At 63.4% G+C, this 21776-nt stretch carries 21 protein-coding genes; 10 read left to right on the plus strand and 11 right to left on the minus strand.

What is annotated here, in order from left to right:
* Positions 1 to 91: 91 nt before the first annotated feature.
* The 8 genes from ACWF6P_RS12010 to ACWF6P_RS12045 all read right to left on the minus strand — a co-directional run bounded on the left by ACWF6P_RS12010 (position 92) and on the right by ACWF6P_RS12045 (position 9838).
* Complete coding sequence (locus tag ACWF6P_RS12010; protein ID WP_452621144.1) at positions 92 to 2653, minus strand: cutinase family protein; 2562 nt, start codon at positions 2651 to 2653, stop codon at positions 92 to 94.
* A 174-nt stretch (positions 2654 to 2827) separates the two neighbouring features.
* The gene (locus ACWF6P_RS12015; RefSeq protein ID WP_452621145.1) at positions 2828 to 3397 is read right to left on the minus strand and encodes a hypothetical protein; all 570 of its coding nucleotides are present in this window, start codon (positions 3395 to 3397) and stop codon (positions 2828 to 2830) included.
* Positions 3398 to 3616: 219 nt separating this feature from the next.
* Positions 3617 to 4651, minus strand: coding sequence for a hypothetical protein (locus ACWF6P_RS12020; protein WP_452621146.1), 1035 nt, complete (start codon positions 4649 to 4651; stop codon positions 3617 to 3619).
* On the minus strand, positions 4648 to 5850 hold the full coding sequence (locus ACWF6P_RS12025; RefSeq protein WP_452621147.1) for a sensor histidine kinase: 1203 nt from the start codon (positions 5848 to 5850) through the stop codon (positions 4648 to 4650). Before ACWF6P_RS12025 ends, ACWF6P_RS12020 begins: the two co-directional genes overlap by 4 nt.
* On the minus strand, positions 5847 to 6506 hold the full coding sequence (locus ACWF6P_RS12030) for a response regulator transcription factor (protein ID WP_452621148.1): 660 nt from the start codon (positions 6504 to 6506) through the stop codon (positions 5847 to 5849). Before ACWF6P_RS12030 ends, ACWF6P_RS12025 begins: the two co-directional genes overlap by 4 nt.
* A gap of 644 nt (positions 6507 to 7150) precedes the next feature.
* Positions 7151 to 7324: a hypothetical protein gene (locus ACWF6P_RS12035; RefSeq protein WP_452621149.1), complete on the minus strand. Its 174-nt coding sequence runs from the start codon at positions 7322 to 7324 to the stop codon at positions 7151 to 7153.
* 174 nt (positions 7325 to 7498) lie between these two features.
* Positions 7499 to 9430, minus strand: a complete 1932-nt coding sequence (locus ACWF6P_RS12040) for an acyl-CoA dehydrogenase family protein (RefSeq protein WP_452621150.1) — start codon at positions 9428 to 9430, stop codon at positions 7499 to 7501.
* 60 nt (positions 9431 to 9490) lie between these two features.
* Complete coding sequence (locus ACWF6P_RS12045) at positions 9491 to 9838, minus strand: hypothetical protein (protein WP_452621151.1); 348 nt, start codon at positions 9836 to 9838, stop codon at positions 9491 to 9493.
* Positions 9839 to 9948: 110 nt separating this feature from the next.
* On the opposite strand from ACWF6P_RS12045, the gene hemL reads away from it, so the two are divergent.
* The 7 genes from hemL (at position 9949) to ACWF6P_RS12080 (ending at position 17961) form a co-directional block, all read left to right on the plus strand.
* Positions 9949 to 11274 carry a glutamate-1-semialdehyde 2,1-aminomutase gene (gene hemL, locus ACWF6P_RS12050; protein ID WP_452621152.1) on the plus strand — a complete coding sequence of 442 codons (1326 nt, stop codon included), beginning with the start codon at positions 9949 to 9951 and terminating at the stop codon, positions 11272 to 11274.
* A gap of 66 nt (positions 11275 to 11340) precedes the next feature.
* Positions 11341 to 12000 carry a histidine phosphatase family protein gene (locus ACWF6P_RS12055; RefSeq protein ID WP_378447149.1) on the plus strand — a complete coding sequence of 220 codons (660 nt, stop codon included), beginning with the start codon at positions 11341 to 11343 and terminating at the stop codon, positions 11998 to 12000.
* Positions 11997 to 12602, plus strand: a complete 606-nt coding sequence (locus ACWF6P_RS12060; RefSeq protein WP_378447150.1) for a TlpA disulfide reductase family protein — start codon at positions 11997 to 11999, stop codon at positions 12600 to 12602. The genes ACWF6P_RS12055 and ACWF6P_RS12060 overlap by 4 nt, the downstream gene beginning before the upstream one ends.
* A gap of 2 nt (positions 12603 to 12604) precedes the next feature.
* The gene (locus tag ACWF6P_RS12065) at positions 12605 to 13453 is read left to right on the plus strand and encodes a cytochrome c biogenesis CcdA family protein (RefSeq protein ID WP_283304941.1); all 849 of its coding nucleotides are present in this window, start codon (positions 12605 to 12607) and stop codon (positions 13451 to 13453) included.
* A complete protein-coding gene (resB, locus tag ACWF6P_RS12070; RefSeq protein WP_452621153.1) occupies positions 13450 to 15114 on the plus strand; it encodes a cytochrome c biogenesis protein ResB in 1665 nt (554 codons plus the stop codon). The genes ACWF6P_RS12065 and resB overlap by 4 nt, the downstream gene beginning before the upstream one ends.
* Entirely contained in the window at positions 15111 to 16073 is a 963-nt protein-coding gene (ccsB, locus tag ACWF6P_RS12075; RefSeq protein ID WP_378447152.1) for a c-type cytochrome biogenesis protein CcsB, read from the plus strand. The genes resB and ccsB overlap by 4 nt, the downstream gene beginning before the upstream one ends.
* Before the next feature lie 619 nt (positions 16074 to 16692).
* On the plus strand, positions 16693 to 17961 hold the full coding sequence (locus ACWF6P_RS12080; RefSeq protein ID WP_452621242.1) for an AAA family ATPase: 1269 nt from the start codon (positions 16693 to 16695) through the stop codon (positions 17959 to 17961).
* Between the two features lie 25 nt (positions 17962 to 17986).
* Here the strand turns inward: ACWF6P_RS12080 and ACWF6P_RS12085 are convergent, their stop codons facing one another.
* Positions 17987 to 18193, minus strand: coding sequence for a hypothetical protein (locus ACWF6P_RS12085; RefSeq protein WP_060939066.1), 207 nt, complete (start codon positions 18191 to 18193; stop codon positions 17987 to 17989).
* A 184-nt stretch (positions 18194 to 18377) separates the two neighbouring features.
* Positions 18378 to 18590 carry a BldC family transcriptional regulator gene (locus ACWF6P_RS12090; RefSeq protein WP_230812117.1) on the minus strand — a complete coding sequence of 71 codons (213 nt, stop codon included), beginning with the start codon at positions 18588 to 18590 and terminating at the stop codon, positions 18378 to 18380.
* A 262-nt stretch (positions 18591 to 18852) separates the two neighbouring features.
* On the opposite strand from ACWF6P_RS12090, the gene ACWF6P_RS12095 reads away from it, so the two are divergent.
* Together ACWF6P_RS12095 and ACWF6P_RS12100 are read left to right on the plus strand one after the other, a co-directional pair.
* Positions 18853 to 19239: a DUF4229 domain-containing protein gene (locus ACWF6P_RS12095; RefSeq protein ID WP_452621154.1), complete on the plus strand. Its 387-nt coding sequence runs from the start codon at positions 18853 to 18855 to the stop codon at positions 19237 to 19239.
* Positions 19236 to 20339 carry a PLP-dependent cysteine synthase family protein gene (locus ACWF6P_RS12100; RefSeq protein ID WP_452621155.1) on the plus strand — a complete coding sequence of 368 codons (1104 nt, stop codon included), beginning with the start codon at positions 19236 to 19238 and terminating at the stop codon, positions 20337 to 20339. Before ACWF6P_RS12095 ends, ACWF6P_RS12100 begins: the two co-directional genes overlap by 4 nt.
* Here the strand turns inward: ACWF6P_RS12100 and ACWF6P_RS12105 are convergent.
* Complete coding sequence (locus tag ACWF6P_RS12105) at positions 20237 to 20905, minus strand: GNAT family N-acetyltransferase (protein ID WP_452621156.1); 669 nt, start codon at positions 20903 to 20905, stop codon at positions 20237 to 20239. The genes ACWF6P_RS12100 and ACWF6P_RS12105 overlap by 103 nt on opposite strands.
* A gap of 122 nt (positions 20906 to 21027) precedes the next feature.
* Between ACWF6P_RS12105 and ACWF6P_RS12110 the strand changes: the two genes are divergently transcribed.
* The gene (locus tag ACWF6P_RS12110) at positions 21028 to 21765 is read left to right on the plus strand and encodes a lysophospholipid acyltransferase family protein (RefSeq protein WP_452621157.1); all 738 of its coding nucleotides are present in this window, start codon (positions 21028 to 21030) and stop codon (positions 21763 to 21765) included.
* The last annotated feature ends 11 nt before the right edge of the window (positions 21766 to 21776 follow it).

Genomic DNA, 21776 nt, shown 5'->3' on the forward strand with positions numbered 1-21776 from the left:
CGGCGCGGTTGTCGACAAGTACTGGTCAGGCTGTCGTTGGGCTCGGATCTTTGGGAAACAAGTGTAGAAACCTGCTAGGCGCCACGGTGGGTCATGAGCCGAACAGGCTCCCTGTCGACCCGGAACCCGAACCGGTCTCGGGATCAGGCGGGTGCGGTGTGTCGGGATCTTCCGGGTACGGTTGCGGGTCGGGCGCATCCCCGTCGATGGTGAGCAGAAGCGATTCAGCTGTTCCGTCACCGGATGGTTCGACGATGATGGATCGGGTGAACGTTTCTCCGTCACCGCGCCGGAAAACAAGCGTGTGCTGACCGGGCGGGGTGTTCTCCGGGATAGTGAAGCTACCTACGGCGATGCCGTCGTCGTTGATCTCGAACGTACCCAGATCGATGGGTGTGGAGTACATGCGCAGGTTGAGAATCTTCGACGTCACCGTAGTGATAGATTTCCGCATCGGAGAAAAGAAATCGATCTTCTGCCCGGGACGGGTGTGGTACTGCAGATCAGTGTCGGTACTTGAGCCGTGGCCGTTGGTAGAACCCATGTACATCGGCCAGCCGAACTTCTGAAGGACCGCGTTCGCGCCACAGAAGATGGTGTTCTGCTGCAGAGCTGTGTACGGGCAGGCTATGTCACTGAGGACGTAGCTGGTGTGAACTCTCTTGCCGAGACTGTTGCCGAGATTGGTGCCCAGGAACGTGGTGGGGTCGCTGAGTCCGTCCGCGTAGGACGCATCGCACACGATGTCACCGGTTCGGCAGATGGATTCGACAACACCGGGATGCGCGTCCAGGAAAGCGTTGGTCCCGGCTTTCCTCGTGTGTATCAAGGCACCCGCTGTTCGGGCACCGCCGACGTTTTCGGGTCCGGAAGCCCGGTGAACGGGCGAGCCGAGGAGAACGACCTTCCTGATCATCACCGCAAGCTGTGGGTCCTCGTTATTGATCAACGCCAACGCATCTTCGACGACGTGTGCGCCTTGGGAATACCCGGACAGGACCACGTGCGGCAGATTCGCGTCGCCGCAGGACGCGTCGAGTAGTCTCAACACCGTCCGCAGACGTCTCGCGCCCAGATCAACAGATGATCTGTAGTCCTCGTTGTAACTCCACGAGGCGATATCGACGTCCACTGCTGGATAGGCGAGACCGAGCGGGATAATCCCGCCGGAGTTGCTCGCCCCGATGCCGATGACCCGTGCTACTTCTCCGACCGGTTCACCCATTCCGCTGTGTGGGCGGTCGGTGTTGTAGAACAAGTCCCGATCGGTCAAGTATGTGAACGCCGTTCCTGAGGGGAAGGAACCTGTCCGATCGCCGCCCGCCACCGGATCCAACTGCGGAGTTTCACCCGAGCCGCGAACACCGAAGAAGTACGTCGTACCCGCACACCCTTCGGACACCGGTTGCGGATCAGGATTCCCCGGCGCACCCGGGTCGATGATGCCTGCAAGGCCGACCACCTCGACCGGCGTAGATCGAGAGGGACTGGTGGTGCCGTCCCCGAGCTGTCCGTACCCGTTGTAGCCCCAGCATTTGGCGGTGCCACCGGACATCACCGCACACGTATAGAAAAAGCCGGCGGTGAGGGCGGTAGCGCCGGAGATGCCGACCACGTCGACCGGTGTCGATCGCTGGGTGGTGGTGCCGTCCCCGAGCTGTCCGGATTCGTTGTAGCCCCAGCATTTTGCGATGCCGCCGGGCATCACCGCACACGTATGGATGTTGCCGGCGGCGAGGGCGGTAGCGCCGGAGATGCCGACCACGTCGACCGGTGTCGACCGAGAGGTGCTGGTGCCGTCCCCGAGCTGTCTCCACCCGTTGTGGCCCCAGCATTTGGCGGTGCCACCAGACAGCACCGCACACGTCTGGCTGCCGCCCGCGGTGAGGGCGGTAGCGCCGGAAAGCCCGACCACCTCGACCGGTGTCGATCGCTGGGTGCTGGTGCCGTCCCCGAGCTGTCCGTACCCGTTGTCGCCCCAGCATTTGGCAGTGCCACCGGACATCAACGCACACGTATGGATGTTGCCGGCGGTGAGGGCGGTAGCGCCGGAGATGCCGACCACGTTGACGGGTGTCGATCGCTGGGCGGTGGTTCCGTCCCCGAGCTGTCCGTACTCGTTGTGGCCCCAGCATTTGGCGGTGCCGCCCGACATCAACGCACACGTCTGGCTGGCGCGGGCGGTGAGGGCGGTAGCGCCGGAGATGCCGACCACGTCGACCGGTGTCGATCGCTGGGTGGTGGTGCCGTCCCCGAGCTGTCCGGATTCGTTGTAGCCCCAGCATTTGGCGGTGCCGCCCGACATCAACGCACACGTCTGGCCGCGGCCAGCGGTGAGGGCGGTAGCGCCGGAGATGCCGACCACGTCGACCGGTGTCAACCGATCCGTGGTGGTGCCGTCCCCGAGCTGTCCCCACCCGTTGTTGCCCCAGCATTTGGCGGTGCCACCGGCCAGGAGCGCACATGCATGATCGCCGCCGGCAACGAGGGCGGTTGATGCCGGCACGGTCGCTGTTGTCGATGTGGTGACCGGATCGGCGTTCGCACGCGCTGTCACACCCGACGGCATCCCGATCCCGGACACCACGAGTATCGCAATCACCGCCGCAACCAACCACGACAACCGATGATCGAATACTGTGCGACGCAACATGACAGGTGCCTTCGGGTCGGGTGTCGTTCGTGAAACTGAAAAATTCGTTCGGACCGGTCAGTGCCTCAGATCCGTTGAACTATATGCAAGACAACGGAAGTCCAGTGATCGGCACGCATCAACTGGCTCGAGACACACTGTGTGGATGTGATCTGGTCTAGTCGATTCGTTGGGTCACGAGCCGAACAAGGATCCGAGGGAGCCGGAGTTTCCGCCGCCGGTGGGGGGATTTCCCGGGTCGGTAGGTCCTCCAGGTTCTTCGGTGCCGCCGATGGTGAACGACTTGAAGTGGGTGACGTCGTCGCCGGCGTAGTTGCCGTTCTCGTCGTAGGGCGTGCACTGTCCGATGATCGTGTACGTGCCGGTGGACAGCGGGATCGTGTTGATTCTTGGGCTCGTGAATCCCAGGTCGCGTACTCCTGCGAATCTCGGGGTCTCGAACAGTGCCGGGTCATGTGCGAGGAACTCGTACCCTCCTGTCCATCCCGGACCTGATGTTGGGTTTACAGGCAGGTTGCCTTCGGCCTGCGCATTGAGGTCTTCGGGTGTGCCTGGGACGATCAGACCTGCGTTGCACACTTGATAGGGGGGTGCGGTGAGCGTGATGGTCGCTGCGGTTTCGGTGGTCGTGATGGTGTAAATATCGGATTCGGGTCCGGTGAGGAGGGGATCCGCTGCCGCGGCCCCAGTTCCTGCGGCGACGAGTAGAGCGGTGAATCCTGCGACAGCGCAGACTTTGCGCATGGGGAAGTCCTTTCGGGAGGAGTGTTGGCCGACGTGCGCTTCTCGAGGTGTGTTTGTCAGCGGGAGCTAGGCGTCAGCGTGTGAGGGAGCGGATTGTCATCTGCACCAGCTGAAACCGACCAGTCGATCCACCTGGAATGGGTCAAAAGTAGTCGAATGGATCGATGGCGCACAGACCCCAAAAATGGTGGCACAGCCGCTATCAGCAAGCAGACCCGATCAGATACGTGGGGCGAGCGGTTGACCGTCCGGGTCGTACTCGACTCGGACGATGCCGTCGCGGGTGCTGTGGACAATGGTGGCGAGGACGTCTCGCCCGGGTGGGAGGATCCGGATCGTCAGTGTCCCGGATCGTGCGCGAGTGAGGGCGTCCGCGGCGGCGGCGATGACGCGGTCTCGCACTTCTTCGGGTGCGGTGTCGAGGGCGTGGTCGTCGAGCAGGATCACCTCGACGCCGCGTGTGCGGGCCGCACGCGCTTCGGCAGCGATGTGGGGGACGGCGAGGGTCGGCGCTCGCAAGGTGTCGCGTAGGTGCGCTTCGAGGAGTTGGCATTCGAGACGTTCCTGGCCGGTCAGTGGGTCGGCTTCGGTGATGCGTTCGAGGAGGGGTCGTGCGAGGTCATCCAAGCGTGTGAGTTGGGCATCGCGTTCGTCGAGAACGGCGGTGTCGGCTGCTTCGGCGGCGATGCGCAACGTCGCTTGTCGGCGGAGGGCAAAGATCTCGCGTGCGGCCGGCCGGATGGTCCAGGCGAAGAAGGTTGCCATCAGTAGCGGTGCGAGGTTAATCGCCGACATCGACAGCCCGTAAGCGGCGCTTTGACCGGTCCGCTCCGCCCAGAGCATGCAACTGGCCAGGACGGCAGCCATACCGATCCACGCCCACGCAGTGCGGCCTCGGACGCACATGTAGGTGTAGATCGCCGTCGACGCCGCCAGGGGCCACAACTGCAGGAGCCCGTCGATCGGAACGGGGACGACGACAAAGATCAGATTGACCGCGATCGGCCCGGACAGCGTCAGGTATGCGGTAGCCGGAGCCGCAAGCGGATCGCCCGGAACCCCGATGAGGCCCACTGCGCCGATACTGACGACGATCCAGGCTGCGAACTCGAACCATCCACCTCCGGGTGGATTCGTGGACCAGGCGACCAGAGCGAACGTCGCCACGAACGCGGTGACGACGGTTTTCGCTGCGATGGTGCGCAGACCGAGCAACTCTCGAACATCGTGAACATCGTTGTCGTGGTGAGTCATTCGGATTCCCACCCCAGATGTACTGTCGTGCCGACGCCGGGGCTGGTATCCACGTGTGCCGATCCGCCGGGGACGGCGCGCATGCGGCCGAGGATGCTGACGGTGATGCCGAGTCGGTGCGGCGCGACGTCGGAAGCAACGAAGCCGGACCCGTTGTCAGCGACCTCGATTCGGACGCCGGTCCTGGTCACTGCCGTGGTGACCGTTCGCAGTGCATCAGGTCCGGCGTGCAGGCGAGAGTTGCGCAGGGCCTCGGACAATGCCGACCCCAGTGCGCGAACACACTCGGCAGGCAGGAACGGCAACGACGCGGCAGCGGTGTCGATGACTTCGAACCTGGCCTGGGCGTCGGCGTCGGTGGCCGCGGTCCTCAGATGGACAAGTGCGTGTTCGAGTGAGAACGGTTGTGCTGGTTCGCTTCCGATACGGAGATCGTCGAGTTCCGCCAGCGTTGTTTCGGAGAGGTCGCGGAGAAGAGAATGCGGCTGCCCATGTGAGGCAGCCAGAAGCGTCGAGAGCACGCTGTCATGGATGAGCGCGTCGAAACGTTCACGCTCGACGATACGAGCACGTTGGGCGGCAGCGTCAGCTGCCGCGGCGTATGTCTCGTCGGTGGTGGCATCGAGGACCCTCCCGGTGCGTAGTGCCATCGCGGCGCCGCCGACGAACAAGGTGCAGAACATGATCGCGAAGGCGATCTCCGGGACCAACATCCCTGATTGCGCGCCGTCGCGGGCTACGAGGTTGATCAGCTGTACACCCGTGCACCCGATCGCCAGGTGAACGAATGCGGCCGGTGTCGACCAGACAAGTACAGCGGCGAGGCTTGCCAGACCGGGGAACGCGGCGAGCCACACGCCATCATTGGCGGGGAGGTCCGGTCCGTTCCACGCTGCCGGCCAGGTGGCCACCGCGATAAGAAACACCGTCGCCGCTAAGGCAGCGGCGGCGCGCATCGCCTGCGTCTCGGTTCGAAACGACAGCGCGCCGGGGATGAGTCCGGACCCGAACACAGCAACGACCATGATCGGCGTCCACCACGGAGCCATTCGCGGAGCGAGTTCGGTGATCGATGGCCACAAGATCACCAGGTATGCGACGTATCCGATGCTGGTGAACCTGGCGAACATTCGCAAGATCCGGTCGGTGTCTTCCGTCCGAACGGCATTCTGTGGAGGGCGAAGCGACTGACGGGTCATCGGATCGGATGCTCTGGAACCGGAAGCCAGCCGTCTTCGACGGCGCGTTTGAAGAGGTCTGTTTTCGTTCGCGCCGGCCGGCCGGCGTCGGCGTATTTTGTGCGGATCCGTGCGAGGTAGTCGTTGACTGTATTCGGAGTCAGCCCGGTCATCCGCGCTACGCGATCGGCTTTCTCTCCGGAGGCGTACAAGGTGAGGACGTCTTGTTGCCGTGGGCTGAGCCCGACGTCGGACAGGTCCGGATCGCCGTCGATGGCGGCGGCCCATTCGGTGGTCGCCACAGGGTGGCCGGCGGCGGCGGCGGCGATGGCTTCGATGATCTCCTCGGTCGGCGCCGACTTGCGGACAATACCCAGCACACCGGCCTTCGCTGCCAACCTGACCAGATACGGGTTTTCGGCACCGGTGAACACCAACGCTTCCAGTCCAGCCGCCCGCAGTATGTCGACATTCGCAGTCGGGGAGGAACCGTCGGCCAGTCTCAGGTCGAGCAGCACGATATCCAATGGAATCTGCTGATTCAGCAGGTCTGTGACCGTGGCAGCCGACGCAGCCACTACCAAATCGGGCTGTCCAGAGAGCATCGCTTGGACTCCCAGTACTACCGCGGAGTGATCTTCGACCACGCCAATCCGCTTCATGCCGGTCTCTGTCATCGCATCAGCCGTCCTCTGTCGAGGGCGCTGAACCGTTGTCAGCTACCCCTGTGCATCATCGATATTTCAGCACATCGGTACTCCGTTGGTGTTCGCTTACCGGACATGCGATCCTTGCGGATCGTCATCGCGGTCTGTGTAAGCAGCAGGCCAGAAGGCGAGCGAACGTCCAGTCCCCTGATTGCCGCCGCAGGGATGGCACGTACCCGGGGATGCTCCGAGTGTGCTCTCCCGGCTGATTCTGGTAGATGCCGGCAACTCCATGTTTGTCGGAAAGCCTTTAACTGGAGTAGTTTTCGACATAAGCTGTTCGGCTACGTACGAGTCTCAAGCGCAAATCAGAATTCTCAACAGGTCGATGCCCTGACACGGGCCGGTGTCTATGCCGCGAACATCCGCATGGACCATTCCGGAAGGTGCGAAAGCATCGCGCCCGCAACTTGATGCCGTTACGGCGCGGTTGCGGGTTGGGACACGTTGGTGATCACTCGCCTCGATAGGTTGGGCCGCTCAGTACTTCATCTGATCACCCTGCGGGGCGCAGCTGCGCGGGCGCGGGATCGAGTTGAAGGTTCTCGAGCAGGGAATCGACACATCGTCCGAGGAAGCGGGCGATGTTCGGGATGCTGTCGGTACTCGCGGTTTCAGTGTGAGCTGATTGCGGCGAACACGCGGCACGGCTTGGCCGCTGCGCGGGCGCGCGGCAGAAAAGGCGGGTGCCCCCGAAGCTCACCGACGATCAAATCGCCCGCGCCCGGCGGCTGTACGACGCGGGAGAGAACATGGTCGCGCAGATCGCTGCGATATTGAACGTCCATCTACTTCGATGGCAACGGTGCCGGACCGCACCTGCTCGTTCTGGGAATCTGGCTCGTCGCGGCACTCGGCCTGACCGGACTGCTCGCCTCACGCCAGTCCAAAAAGGCAGCAGCGCACTGAGTGTGGTGGGGTCGGCGTTTGCCGACCCCACCCGACCATCTACTTCAGACCGTCTACTTCAGCCGTACCGCGTCCGTACCTGGTCCGTCCAACATCGCCGACCCCAGCAGGATGTCCGGAATGCCGAACCCTTCGATCAGCGTCTCGACGTGCGGACGCAAGGTGCGGCAGCGCTCGTTGATTCCGCGCGTCACGGCCTTCGAACGCTCCACCGACAGATGCCGGTGCTCCATGAACCAGGCCTTGTCCTCCTCGATGACGGACAGTGCATAGAGGTCGCACACCTCGCCGAAGAGTTCCTTCGTGGTCTCGTCCTCACAGGAGTCGATACCGGCGACGAACGCTTCCAGGATGACACGCTCGATGTGTGCCTGAGCGGCTTTGAGCACGTGATCCTGCACGAAGTTGAACGCGTCGAAGGGGTTCTCCTCGCGCTTCTGTGCGGCCTGCAATCGCCTTGCCGCAGTAGCGAGTAGGTACTCCTCGCGGTCCTCGAACATCTTCATCTGGGTGCCGCGGTTGAAGAGGCTGCCGTCCTCTTCGTTGTCCTGGCGGGTGTCGACGATCGTCTGCAGAATCTGCTGCGCCGCCGTGCGCTTCTTGACCACGTCGGAGACCGTCGTAGCGGCGAAGCGCATCCAGTCGACCGGGCTCATGCCGCGTACTTCGTCGGCGTAGGAGGTGAGCAGTTCCTTGGCGACCAACTGCGTCAGAACGTGGTTATCGCCCTCGAACGTGGTGAACACGTCGGTGTCAGCCTTGAGTGCGGTGAGACGGTTCTCCGCGAGATAGCCTGCGCCGCCGCATGCTTCGCGTGCCTCCTGGATGGCCCGCGTGGCATGCCATGTGTTGGCGGCCTTGAGTCCGGCGGCGCGACCTTCGAGTTCACGCTGCTCCTGCGGATCCGGGTTGTCGCTGCTCTGGATGTCGTGCATCGCGGCGACAAGTTCGTTCTGTGCGAACTGCAGAGCGTACGAGCGGGCGATCAACGGCAGCAGACGCTTCTGGTGGACGAGGTAGTCCATGATCAGAACCTCGTCCTCACTCTTCGGAGCACTGAACTGCCTGCGCTGCAGGGCATATCGACCGGCGATGGCCAATCCGACGCGGGCGGCCGCTGCCGCCGAACCACCGACCGTGACACGGCCGCGCACCAACGTGCCGACCATCGTGAAGAAGCGACGGTTCGGGTTCTCGATAGCCGAGCTGTACGTGCCGTCCTCGGCGACGTCGGCGTAACGGTTGAGTAGATTCTCACGCGGGATGCGGACCTGGTCGAAGACGATGCGGCCGTTGTCGACTCCGGGTAGTCCACCCTTGAGCCCGCAGTCGGACGTCGTGACGCCGGGAAGGTCGTTGCCGGCGTCGTCGCGGATCGGCACGACAAAACAGTGGACGCCCTGGCTTTCGCCACCGGTGATCAACTGAGCGAACACCGCCGCGACGGTGGCGTGCTGTGCAGCGCCGCCGATGTAGTCCTTGCGCGAGGACGGAGTGGGGGAGTTGACGACGAACTCGCCCGTCTCGACGTCGTACGTAGCCGTGGTCTCGAGTTCTTGTACGTCGCTGCCGTGACCGGTCTCGGTCATCGCAAAGCAACCGAGTAGGTCCAGATCGATCAGCGGTTTGACGTACGCCTGGTGATGACGCTCGGTACCGAGGTTTTCGATGGCGCCGCCGAACAATCCCCACTGAACGCCGGCCTTGACCATCAGCGAGAGGTCGGACATCGCCAGCATCTCGATGCTGGTGACGGCGCCGCCCGCGTCGCCCGTCCCGCCGTGAGATACCGCGAAACCGTTTGCGGCGTAGCCGAGATCGGCTAGAACCCGCATCTGTTCGAGAGCCTTGGAACGCGCTATGGCGGTGTTGGGTGTGTAGTGCGGAGCAAAACGTTCGTCGTTCAATTCGCCGCGAACGCGCTCACGCACCTCCCGCCAGCGTCCGTCGAGTGTTGTCCTGAGGTGGTCCGCTGTGGTGGCCATGGAACCGACGATAGCGCGTAGCGCACCGCGGGCAACCCGGTTCGATCCCAACCCTCACATTCAGCAGGAGCCTGCGGCGCCCGCTTCGATTCCCTGACGGAAGAGTTCTTTCTCGCTCTCGGACATAGCCTGGTACGAAGGGTCGTTCTCGACGATCTTCAGGAAGTCGGCTCCCGCCGTCTGTGTCGACGTGTTGCCGCTCTGAACACGCTGCTGAACGTAAACGGACACGGCCGAACACCCGCCGAGAAACGCGGGTTCGGTGCTCGTCGCCGCGGTGGTTCCAACCGACTCCGCTGCGCTTGGCGGCGACGAAATTGTCGCCTTGTTGTCATTGGAAGCGTCCGAACCACATGATGTGAGAAGAATCGCAGCCGAGACCATCAGCGTCGTCAACAGTCGCTTCATGCCCGAAATCGTCTCACGTGAGGTCCGGTTCGACCGGAAAACTCGCCTCGAGCACCGAAGTCCTACACCCTGTCGTTGTCAGATTCGACAGAACTGGGACACTGGAAGCCGTGACTGTGTCTTCCGGTGATCCCGACGTGCATGCAACGAACTCCGCTCGGCTCTTCGAACGTGCCGGCAACGTGATTCCGGGTGGCGTCAACTCGCCCGTCCGTGCGTTCGGTTCGGTCGGCGGAACACCACGATTCATCCGCGAGGCGTCCGGTTACACCCTCACCGACGTCGACGGGAACAACTACGTCGACCTGGTGTCGTCCTGGGGTCCGATGATTCTCGGGCACGCTCACCCGGCAGTCGTCGAAGCCGTTCGCGAAGCCGCGCTCAGCGGTCTCTCCTTCGGTGCGCCGACGGAAGGCGAAGTTGCCCTCGCCGAGGAAATCGTCGCCCGCGTCGCGCCCGTGGAAAGGGTTCGCCTGGTCAACTCCGGAACCGAAGCCACGATGAGCGCAGTCCGCCTCGCCCGCGGATTCACAGGACGCACCAAGATCATCAAGTTCTCCGGTTGCTATCACGGCCACGTCGACGCCCTTCTCGCCGACGCCGGATCAGGCCTCGCGACGTTCGGACTGCCGACCTCGCCCGGTGTGACCGGCGCACAAGCCGAAGACACCATCGTCGTCCGCTACAACGATCTCGAGGCAGTGGCCGCGGCGTTCGCCGCCAACCCCGGCGCCATCGCGTGCGTCATCACCGAAGCTGCCGCTGGGAACATGGGCGCCGTCGCGCCGCTCCCCGGCTTCAACGAGGGCCTGCGTCGTCTCACCCGTGAGCACGGCGCACTTCTGATCATGGACGAGGTGATGACCGGATTCCGTGTCAGCGCCTCGGGTTGGTACGGCATCGACAACGTCGCAGGCGACCTCTACACCTTCGGCAAGGTCATGAGCGGCGGCCTGCCCGCCGCAGCTTTCGGCGGCCGCGCCGACATCATGGGCCACCTCGCACCCGACGGTCCCGTCTACCAGGCAGGCACCCTCTCGGGTAATCCTGTTGCCGTCGCTGCCGGACTCGCAAGCCTGCGCGCCGCCGACGCCGAGGTCTACGCCAAGCTCGGCCGGAACGCGACCGCCCTCGGCGACCTCATGACCCAAGCCCTCACCGCCGAAGGCGTCGAACACCGTGTGCAGTACGCAGGCACCTTGGTGAGCGTGTTCTTCACCGAGAACACGGTGACCAACTACGACGACGCCAAAGCCGCGCAGACCTGGCGATTCCCCGCCTTCTTCCATGCGCTGCTCGCCCGCGGCGTGTACCCGCCGCCGAGCGCGTTCGAAGCGTGGTTCGTCTCCGCAGCACTCGACGATCGAGCATTCTCGATCATCGCCGACGCCATGCCTCACGCAGCCAAGGCCGCAGCTGCTGCCGTCAAGCCCTGATCCGTTCCAGTTCCAGAACACCCGCACGCTTCCGACATCCATCATCTTCAGCGAGGACCCTCGACTGTGACCGACGCCGATCACCCCGACCACACGTCCACCCGCACCATCGTCCACGTCCTTCGCCACGGTGAAGTTCACAACCCGCGCGGGATCCTCTACGGACGGCTCCCGGGTTTCCGGTTGTCGGTGGCGGGCGAGGCCCAGGCTCGTGCGGTCGCATCCGTGCTCTCCGATCACGACATCACCCATGTGGTCGCGTCGCCGCTGCAGCGCGCACAGGAAACCGCGACTCCGATCGCCGAGGCGCACAAGCTCGACATCGTCACCGACGAGAACCTCATCGAGGCGGGCAACGAATTCGAGGGCCTCAAGGTAGCTGTCGGTGACGGTGCGCTCTCGCGTCCGCGTCACTGGTGGAAACTGCGTGACCCGTTCACCCCGTCCTGGGGCGAGCCCTACTTGCAGATCGCCCATCGCATGCTGGCAGCCGTCAACGCCGCACGCGTCGCGGCAGTCGGACACGAAGCCGTCGTCGTCAGCCATCAGCTTCCGGTCTGGACTCTGCGTCGATTCCTGCAGGGGGAGCGTCTCTGGCACGACCCCCGTCACCGTCAGTGCGGTCTGGCCTCGTTGACGTCGCTGGTCTACGAGGGCGACACCTTGGTCGACATCGTCTACTCCGAACCCGCCGGCGCCTCCGACCCGAGAGTGACAGGAGCATGATTTCGCGCCGCATCGCCGCAGCACTGGCAGCCGCTGCATCCGCGATGCTCCTTCTCTCGTCCTGCGCGACCGGCGACGACGCCGTCGCACAGGGCGGAACTTTCGACTTCGTCTCACCGGGCGGACAAACCAAGATCTTCTACGATCCGCCGTCCGACCGAGGCACCATCGGCAACCTCTCCGGGCCCGACCTGATGAACGAAGGCCAGAAGGTCGGCGTCGACGACTTCGAGGGCAAGGTCGTCGTCCTCAACGTCTGGGGTCAGTGGTGTGGACCGTGTCGGGCCGAAGCCGACGATCTGGAACAGGTCTACGAACAGACCAAGGATTCCGGCGTGCAGTTCCTCGGTATCAACGTCCGCGACGACACCAAGAACAAGGCGCAGGACTTCGTGGTCGACAACAAGGTCTCGTACCCGTCGATTTACGACCCGTCGATGCGCTCGCTGATCGCCCTCGGCAAGGGCTACCCCACGTCGGTCATTCCGACGACGATCGTCCTTGATCGCCAGCACCGCGTCGCCGCGGTATTTCTCCAAGAACTTCTCGCCGAGGATTTGCTGCCCGTCGTCCAGCGAGTAGCTCAGGAAGACGCGCAGTAGAGATGACAACCACGACCACCACGCTGCTGGCCGGCAGCGAAACACTGAGTGCCGGTGTGGGCGAAGCGTTTCAGAACGCGGCGTCGTCCGGTCCGCTGCTGCTGGCCCTCGGCGCCTGCGTGCTCGCCGGTCTGGTGTCGTTCGCTTCACCGTGCGTCGTGCCGCTCGTTCCCGGCTACCTTTCCTACCTCGCCGGCGTCGTCGGCGCCGACGCCCCCGCGATCACCGCCGACGAGGCGAGGACCCGGACGATCACCCGGAGCAGTCGACTGAGGGTCGCCGGTGCGGCCGGACTGTTCGTCGCCGGCTTCACCGTCGTCTTCGTTCTCGCCACCGCGTCGGTGTTCGGCGTGATCTCGACTCTGCTCGTCAACCGCGAGGTCCTGATGCGCGTGGGCGGTGTGGTCACGATCGCGATGGGCCTGGTGTTCATCGGACTGATCCCGGCGCTGCAGAAAGACGTTCGCTTCGAACCGCGTCGTGTGTCGTCGCTGGTGGGGGCGCCGCTGCTCGGGGGAGTGTTCGCGCTGGGGTGGACGCCATGCCTCGGACCGACATTGGCAGGCGTGATGTCCGTAGCCGCGGGAACCGACGGGATGACCGCCGCGCGCGGTGTCACGTTGATCGTCGCGTACTGCATCGGACTCGGGCTGCCGTTCATCTTTCTGGCGCTGGGGTCGGCGCGTGCGCTGACCGGCGTCGGCTGGTTGCGTCGTAATGCACGCACCATTCAAATTTTCGGCGGAATCATGTTGGTGGCAGTGGGAATCGCCCTCGTCACAGGCGCGTGGGACCAGTTCGTCGGCTGGGTTCGCGACGCATTTATCTCGGAGGTGACGCTGCCGATATGACAGCTGACGACAATAACGACAACCCGACACCCGTGCTGCCGAAGCAGTCGGTGATCGGTCGAGTCGTTGCACTCGGGCGCAACACCTGGCGCGGGCTCACCTCGATGCGGACCGCGCTGGTTCTGCTGTTCCTCCTCGCACTCGCTGCGATCCCCGGTGCCCTGCTGCCACAGCGAACCCTCAACGAGGGCAAGGTCGCCGACTACATCGCCGCGCGTCCGACGCTCGGCCCGTGGATGGACCGCCTCGAACTGTTCGACGTGTTCAGCAGCTTCTGGTTCACCGCGATCTACGCATTGCTCTTCATCTCGCTGGTCGGCTGCATCCTGCCGCGTTGTGTGGAGCACGCAAAGGCACTGCGCACCCGTCCGGTGAATGCGCCGCGTAACCTCGCTCGTCTGCCACACCACACCACGAGCGTCGTGGACGGCGAGACTCCCGACGAACTTGCCGCCCGTGTGTCGAAAGAACTGCGTGGTTGGCGCGTCGAAACGCGTCGCGGCGATACGAAATCGCGCCGCGAAGGTGAGATCACCATCTCGGCGGAGAAGGGATATCTCCGCGAGTTCGGCAACCTCGTGTTCCACCTGTCGCTGGTCGGACTGCTGATCGCGATCGCCGCGGGCAAGCTGTTCGGCTACGAGGGCAATCGCATCGTCATCGCCAACGACGGCCCCGGGTTCTGCACTACGTCGCCGGCGGTGTTCGACTCGTTCGTCGCGGGCCTGAGCCTCGACGGCACCGGCATGACTCCGCTGTGTGTCCGTGTGAAGAATTTCCAGGCCGACTACCTCGAGACCGGTCAGGCCGAGATGTTCACCTCGGACATCTCGTACCAGGCAGGCGACGACCTCGAGTCCGATACCTGGCGGGACACGACCATTCAGGTGAACCACCCGCTCCGGATCGCCGGCGATCGTGTGTACCTGCAGGGACACGGATACGCGCCGACGTTCACCGTCACGTTCCCGAACGGTGAGACCCGCACCGAGACGCTTCAGTGGCGTCCGGACGACGCCACGACGTTCCTGAGCAGTGGCGCGATGCGGTTCGACCCGCCGGGCGGTATGTATCCGGATGCGGACGAGCGTCGGAAGAATCAGATTGCCATCGAAGGATTGTTCGCGCCCACCGCGCTGTTCCACGGCAACCTTCTGTCGTCGAGTTACCCGGCGATGAACGATCCGGCCGTCGCGATCGACATCTACAAGGGCGACACCGGACTCGATACCGGTAACCCGCAATCGCTGTTCGAACTCAACACCGAACTGATCAATCAGGGTCGACTGCTCAAGCAGGACCGGGTCAACCTTTTCCCGGGGGAGAGCGCGACGCTTGCCGACGGAACCCAGGTGCGATTCGACGGTGCCGTCGACTTCGTGAACCTTCAGGTCTCCCACGATCCCGCTCAGGTATGGGTGTTGGTTTCGGCGTTGACGATGATGGCGGGGCTGCTCGTCTCGCTCGTGATCAAGCGTCGCCGCGTCTGGGCGCGTATCTATCCAGATGACGAACGACGTACTGTAGTAGAACTTGGTGGGCTTGCCCGCACCGACCACGCAGGCTGGGGCGACGAGTTCGACCGCCTCGCCGACCGCTTGCTGAAAAGCAATCCGACCACCGCGGTGACTGAACCGCACGCGCAGGAGAACGCCCGATGACAACCAACGAGACACTCGCGCAGTACAGCGACTGGGCCTTCAAGTCCGCCTTCACCGTGCTCGTTCTGGCGTTTGTGCTGCTCATCGTGCAGTACGCGTCGGCCAGAGCCAAGGCGGTTCAGGACAAGGAACTGGTCTCGGCCGGCGGAGTCGACGCTTCCGTGCCGGGCAGAGTCACGGAGACTCCGACCAAGTCGCTCTCGGAGCGATTCGGCGGAATGGGCCGAGCTGTCCTGGTCGTCGGAACGGTGCTGATCATCGCGTCGATCGTGCTGCGCGGATTTGCGACGGAACGATTCCCGCTCGGCAACATGTACGAGTTCGTGGCGATGGCGTGTGCGGCGTCGTTGCTGGTCGGGCACGTCCTGTTGATCAAGCCGGCGTACCGTCCGATGTGGGTATTCCTGCTGGTGCCGGTTCTGATCTTGATGTTCCTCGCCGGCACGGTCCTCTACGCCGACGCGGCTCCTGTGGTTCCGGCGCTGCGCTCGTACTGGCTTCCGATTCACGTGACGATCGTCAGCGTCGGCTCCGGCATCTTCATGATCGGCGGTATCGCGAGCCTCCTGTTCCTGCTGCGACTGAAGTTCCCGCCCGGTGACGAAGGCACGAGCATCGGCGGCCGGATTGCAGAGCGACTGCCGGACGCCCAGACTCTCGACCGCTTGGCGTACAAGAGCACGATCATCGCGTTTCCGCTGTTCGGCGCAGGCGTAATCCTCGGTGCCATCTGGGCGGAAGCTGCGTGGGGACGCTTCTGGGGGTGGGATCCCAAGGAGACGATGTCCTTCATCGCCTGGGTGATCTACGCGGCCTACCTGCATGCGAGGGCAACGTCCGGGTGGAGGGAGACGAAGGCTGCTTGGATCAACATCGCCGGTTTCGTTGCGATGCTGTTCAATCTCTTCATCATCAACATGGTCGTCTCGGGCTTGCACTCCTACGCGGGACTCAACTGATCCTCTCGAGGTACCGTGGGTGGCTGCCGACCGGTCTGTAGGTATTACCGGTAGGTAGGTCAGGGGCGGCACCAGCTACGATGCAGCTCGGTGAATAACTAGCTGTCTGGTAGCTGTGGGATCGACGAGGGGGAACGGCGAGATGGCCGACAAGATTGAAGACGCCGGAGCAGGATTGTGGGAGCCGGTGCGTCCTGCCGAGCCGACGCGGCGCGAGCCGCGCGCATCCGCGCCCGAGCCGTCATCCGACTCGGTTCCCAGCGATGTTCGCAGTCTCTTCGTGGCCCCGGTCGACTCCGGTCCGCTCCAGCAAGTAGGCGGCCAGGCGCCCAGTGCATCCCCCGCCCACCCGCCCAGTGCATCCCCCGCCCACCCGCCCAGTGCATCCCCCGCCCACCCGCCGCTGACGACGCCGGCAGCTCCGCCGGCGCCTGCGCCAGGCCCTAAAACTCCGGTCATCCAATACCCGGAAGCACAGCCAGGCCCCGTCAACGGCCAGTTCTCGACCTCGCCCGCGATGCCGATGCAAACCTACGAACCCGCGAATCGTGCGGGGCCGGTTCGGGATTCACGAGTCGCCGCTCCGCAATCCGTACAGAACTCGCAGCCTGTTCAGAACGTGCAGCCTGTTCAGAACGTGCAGCCTGTTCAGAACCAGCCCAGCCCGACCGCGAGACCGCTCCAGCAACCGCAGGCGCCTTCTTCGCCCGGCGTGCATCCGCCCAATTCCATGATTCGGCAGTTCGGTCATCCCGGCGCTGCGCCGGTGCAGAACGGCCACACCCAGCAAAATGGTCATCCGCTGCAGAACGGTCAAGCGCTGCAGAACGGCCACGCACCGCAGAACGGGCAGGCGATGCAGGTTGCTCCGCCGACGGTGGCACCGGTTCATCCTCCGATACAGCAGGCCGGATTCAACCCCGCTCCCGGCAATCCGGCTCTTCCGATGACGGCGCAAGACCTCTCGGCTGCGCTCCTCGTCAAGCCTGTCCGGCCCGCCCCGGCCGGTGGCTGGCGCAAAGCGCTATACACGATGTCCGGCCGATCGGTGAACCTCGGGAACGGCGCGAAGGATCAGCATGTCGTCGAGTTGACGCGCCAGATCAACCAGCCCCTGCAGGGCTGCTACAAGGTTGCGGTGCTCAGTCTCAAAGGTGGCGTCGGCAAAACAACGACCACTGCGACGCTGGGATCGATGTTTGCATCGATTCGCGGCGATCGCGTCGTCGCAGTCGATGCAAACCCGGACCGGGGAACCCTGAGTCAGAAAATCCCGCTCGAGACGCCGGCAACTGTGCGTAACCTGCTGCGTGACGAGAACAGTATCGAGAAGTACAGCGACGTCAGAGGCTACACATCGCAAAACCAGCACCGACTCGAAGTGCTTGCGTCCGACAGTGATCCAGCAGTCTCGGAGGCATTCAGCGGCGTCGACTACACGCGCACGGTCGACATGCTCGAGAAGTTCTACAGCATAGTCCTGACCGACTGCGGCACCGGCTTGATGCATTCGGCGATGCAGGCCATCCTCGAGGGTGCAGATTCGTTGATCGTCGTCAGTTCTGGATCTGTCGACGGTGCGCGTAGCGCCTCCGCAACTCTTGACTGGCTCGACGCTCACGGTTACAGCAGGCTGGTCACCACGTCCGTGGCCGTCATCAACGCGGTGCGGCCCCGCTCGGGCAAGGTTGATCTACCGCGGGTGGTCGAGCACTTCGAGCAGCGCTGTCGAGCGGTGAGGCTGATTCCGTTCGACCCGCATTTGGAAGAGGGCGCAGAAATCGATCTGGACCGGCTGCGTCCTAATACTCGGGAAGCGGTGCTGGAGTTGGCTGCGGTGGTTGCGCAGGACTTTCCGGCCTCCCCGTTCGGCTTCTCAGGGCGGTAATCGGGTAGCCGGGTGAGCCCGGACGCTACGTCGACGTGTCAGTCGGCGGTACGTCCGGCCCTTCCGTGCGCTTGCGTCGTGTTTGCTGGTTCACATTCCACAGGAATTCGGGATCGTCGTCCGGCCCGCGCACGCCGCTCACCGGGGCACGCGTCGACGGATCGGGCCCGAATGCCTTCCACATCAGAACGATCAATGTCACCAAACCCACCAACGCCAACAGATACAGCACGGCGCACCTCCTCAAGGAACTGAGGTCGAGCCTACTCAGTCTCCGGCCCGCATCACCAGAAGTGGTGCGGACAAGTCTTTCGGCTCAGTGCGTCAGTGCTGTATCTGTCAGGTACTGCGAAGATATGTCGGGTACTGCTGTATCTGTCGGGTAGTGCAGGTACTTCGAAGTGAGCTGAGAATGCTCAGTTGTGGTCCGCTTCCGTGGTCAGCGAGCGCAGAAGCTGCATGACCTCGGTCTCGCGGAATCGACGATGTCCCCCTGGTGTGCGAAGCGAGCCGAGTCGTCCTGCGTGTGCCCAGCGGGTCACGGTCTTGGGATCGACATGAAACAATGCCGCTACCTGTCCGGGCGTCATGAGTGCGTCTGCGGCGGTATTGAAGGTTGGTGCGCTCATTGTGAGGTCCTCCATGTTGATGTCGAACAGTGACTCTGAACAGTGATACCGAACCGGTGTGTCGAGCAGTTGCCAAAAACCTGCGTCGAGTTTGTTTCGAAGTCCTTCGTTCACATTCGACCGTTTTCTGAGTGGTAGCGCAATGTTTGCACAGATATAGCCGGGTAGTCGATCTTTCAAGACAAAGTAATGTTTAAGTAAAGGACAAAATGGATATAGCGGGCTCAGTGCTACCGGTATTCGGAATGGGTAACCTGAGAGGGTGAGTCAGTTGTCTGAAAACCCCGAAAATGTTCCTTCTGAGCCGGTCAAGGCCAGTAAACCCTCCGCAAACTCTGGGCACGCAAAGTCGGCCGCCGGGCCCGTGACCAAGGGTCAACTGGCCCGCGACGTGGTGCTGTACTCGGTCGCCCGATTGCTGCTGGTCGTCGTGATCGGTGCCATCATCATCGGCGGCGGAAAGCTCGCCGGCACCGACGTTCCCTTGGTCGTCGCGGCACTGTTCGCAGTTCTGATCGCGCTGCCGCTGTCGCTGCTGCTCTTCGCGAAACTGCGCAAGCGTGTCAATGCGGGCATCGCGGCCGTTGACGCCCAGCGTCGGTCCGATCGTGACGATCTTCGCTCCAAGCTGCGTGGAGACGGCCGGTGACCACGGAGTCGCTCGACGTCGACCGTCGGACGTCTCGTCAATGGGTCGACAACGCGGTGCGCTTGATCGAAGCCGATGCGCAACGCAGCGCGGACACTCACCTGCTGCGGTATCCGCTGCCGAGTAACTGGACCGTCCAGCTCTATCTGAAGGACGAGTCGACACACATCACGGGGAGCCTCAAGCATCGCCTGGCGCGGTCGCTTTTCCTCTACGCGATCTGCAACGGCTGGGTTACCGAGGAGACCACCGTCATCGAAGCGTCGTCCGGTTCGACGGCTGTCAGCGAGGCGTATTTCGCGAAGTTGCTCGGCCTGGATTTTGTCGCCGTAATGCCTGCGAGCACGAGTCCCGCCAAGATCGCGTTGATCGAGGCGCAGGGCGGACGTTGTCATTTCGTGAGCGATCCGTCCTCGATCTACTCGGAATCGCATCGGCTCGCGAATGAGTTGAACGGCCACTACATGGACCAGTTCACCCACGCCGAGCGCGCCACGGACTGGCGCGGGAACAACAACATCGCCGAATCGATCTTCACTCAGCTCGAGCACGAGGAACATCCGATTCCCGACTGGGTGGTCGTCGGAGCCGGGACGGGTGGGACCGGCGCCACGATCGGCCGTTTTCTTCGCTACCGGAAATTCGACACCGGACTGTGCGTTGTAGACCCGGAGCACTCCGTGTTCTTCGACGCGTGGCGAGCAAGCGATCCGTCGATCGTCGGTACTCGCGGCTCCCGGATCGAGGGAATCGGCCGTCCGCGCGTCGAACCGTCGTTTGTCGGTCAGGTGGTCGACCGCATGATCAAGGTGCCGGACGCAGGCTCGATAGCGGCAGCACGGCACGCCAGCGCCGCACTGGGGCGCAAAGTGGGTGGCTCGACGGGTACGAACCTGTGGGGGGCTTTTGCGTTGCTTGCGGAGATGATGGCCGCCGGACGCAGCGGCAGCGTCGTCACGCTGCTGTGCGACGGCGGAGAGCGCTACTCGGGCACGTATTACAACGACGAATGGGTGGCGTCGGAGGGGATCGACCTGCTCGGCCCGACGGCGGTGCTGGACGAGTTCGTGCGTTCGGGTGCGTGGACCGCCAACCCCTGAACCGCGTACTCCTGAACCGCATACTCCTGAACCGTGTACTTCTGCACTGCTGACATGTGACCGCGGGCGGGGCGGCTCATCGTCACGCGCGGCCACGCGTCAAGCCCGGATGACTGCTCGACCATTCTGATGCGGATGAGGCCGGGGGAGAGTGTGTTCTCGGCCAGGCGCACGAATCCGAGTCGCTCGTAATACGGCGCGTTCCACGGGACGTCGACGAAGGTCGTCAGAGTCACGAGATCGTGATGGTTGTCCGCCGCCCATTCGGTGACGGCATCGATCAGCTGGGCTCCGAGGCCTTTGCGGGCATGGTCGGGGTGAACGGAAACCTGCTCGAGATGTGCGCCGCCGTCCACGATCTCGACGAGTGCGTACGCAACGGGGATGTTGTTTGCGTCGGTCTGAACCCAGATGTGTTCGGCTGCGAGAAAATCGTTCAACTCGTCGAGCGTCGGCGGTGGATCGTCGGCGACGGCGTCCATCCCGATATCTCGGAACGGTTCGCCCGCGGCGATCTCGATCTGTTGCAGTGCGGGTAGGTCGGTGGATATGGCCGAGCGGATCACACAAACCGTTTTACCTCGAGAAGCGCGTTTCTCCCAGCGCTACGCCATGTGAAACACAAACCTACGCAACCGTAGGTTGTGTATCGTTTGTCCAAGGGGCACTTCTCCAGCGAGGGCGGATCATGGGCAATCCTGAAGTTTCACTCGACAACTACGAGGCTGTGTACGAGTACTACCGCAGTCATCAACAGAACCGGTTTGTGGCGAAGCTCGCCTATGCCGCATTGGCGCTCAAGTACCGCCCGCGGGTGAAGTATGCGCCGGGTGCGGAAGCCGCGCTGAAGACTCTGCTCGAACGCAAGACCCAATTGGTCGTGGCTGTCAATCATCTGACGGAGAGCGACCAATTCACGCTCGCCGCGACCGCGTGGCGTACTCCGTTGCGGCGAGCGATCGGACGGACCAGGGTCCTCGCCAAAGACGAACTCTTCGTTGACCCTTCGCAGCGCAAGAAGGTCGACATGATGGGCAGCATTCCGGTTTTTCGCAGCAAGAACTACGGCCTCCGCGCTGTTTCGGATGCAGGCCGCGTGATGATGGACGTCGCGGCCGAGCGCCTGGGCAACGGGGATTGTCTGGCGATTTTCCCGGAGGGGACGTGCAATACCGAGGATCCGACGCGGCTGCAGCATGTCAACAGCGGTATCGGCCACATCGTCGCCCGAGCCGAGAAGTTGGGATGCTCGCCGGCCTTGGTGTCGATCGGCATCAACTACGGCCGGGTGATTGGCGAGGTCAAGGCTGCGAGCGTCTTTGTCGGGATGCCCGTGATCGAACTTCCGGACAAGCCGATGGATATCGCCCGAGCTGTGCAGGCCGACTTGCAGTTGGCGGTGGACGGGGCGGTCGCCGCGTACTGACATGACGGTGT

The sequence above is a fragment of the Rhodococcus sp. NPDC055024 genome (assembly GCF_053608585.1).

What these genes read in the sequence shown, in the direction of transcription:
- ACWF6P_RS12010 (WP_452621144.1), bottom strand. Translation starts at nt 2,653, where the DNA reads ATGTTGCGTCGCACAGTATTCGATCATCGGTTGTCGTGGTTGGTTGCG.
- ACWF6P_RS12110 (WP_452621157.1), top strand. Translation starts at nt 21,028, where the DNA reads ATGGGCAATCCTGAAGTTTCACTCGACAACTACGAGGCTGTGTACGAG.
- ACWF6P_RS12090 (WP_230812117.1), bottom strand. Translation starts at nt 18,590, where the DNA reads ATGAGCGCACCAACCTTCAATACCGCCGCAGACGCACTCATGACGCCC.
- ACWF6P_RS12030 (WP_452621148.1), bottom strand. Translation starts at nt 6,506, where the DNA reads ATGACAGAGACCGGCATGAAGCGGATTGGCGTGGTCGAAGATCACTCC.
- ACWF6P_RS12035 (WP_452621149.1), bottom strand. Translation starts at nt 7,324, where the DNA reads ATGGACGTTCAATATCGCAGCGATCTGCGCGACCATGTTCTCTCCCGC.
- ACWF6P_RS12045 (WP_452621151.1), bottom strand. Translation starts at nt 9,838, where the DNA reads ATGAAGCGACTGTTGACGACGCTGATGGTCTCGGCTGCGATTCTTCTC.
- ccsB (WP_378447152.1), top strand. Translation starts at nt 15,111, where the DNA reads ATGACAACCAACGAGACACTCGCGCAGTACAGCGACTGGGCCTTCAAG.
- ACWF6P_RS12040 (WP_452621150.1), bottom strand. Translation starts at nt 9,430, where the DNA reads ATGGCCACCACAGCGGACCACCTCAGGACAACACTCGACGGACGCTGG.
- ACWF6P_RS12060 (WP_378447150.1), top strand. Translation starts at nt 11,997, where the DNA reads ATGATTTCGCGCCGCATCGCCGCAGCACTGGCAGCCGCTGCATCCGCG.
- ACWF6P_RS12020 (WP_452621146.1), bottom strand. Translation starts at nt 4,651, where the DNA reads ATGACTCACCACGACAACGATGTTCACGATGTTCGAGAGTTGCTCGGT.
- ACWF6P_RS12065 (WP_283304941.1), top strand. Translation starts at nt 12,605, where the DNA reads ATGACAACCACGACCACCACGCTGCTGGCCGGCAGCGAAACACTGAGT.
- ACWF6P_RS12015 (WP_452621145.1), bottom strand. Translation starts at nt 3,397, where the DNA reads ATGCGCAAAGTCTGCGCTGTCGCAGGATTCACCGCTCTACTCGTCGCC.
- resB (WP_452621153.1), top strand. Translation starts at nt 13,450, where the DNA reads ATGACAGCTGACGACAATAACGACAACCCGACACCCGTGCTGCCGAAG.
- ACWF6P_RS12025 (WP_452621147.1), bottom strand. Translation starts at nt 5,850, where the DNA reads ATGACCCGTCAGTCGCTTCGCCCTCCACAGAATGCCGTTCGGACGGAA.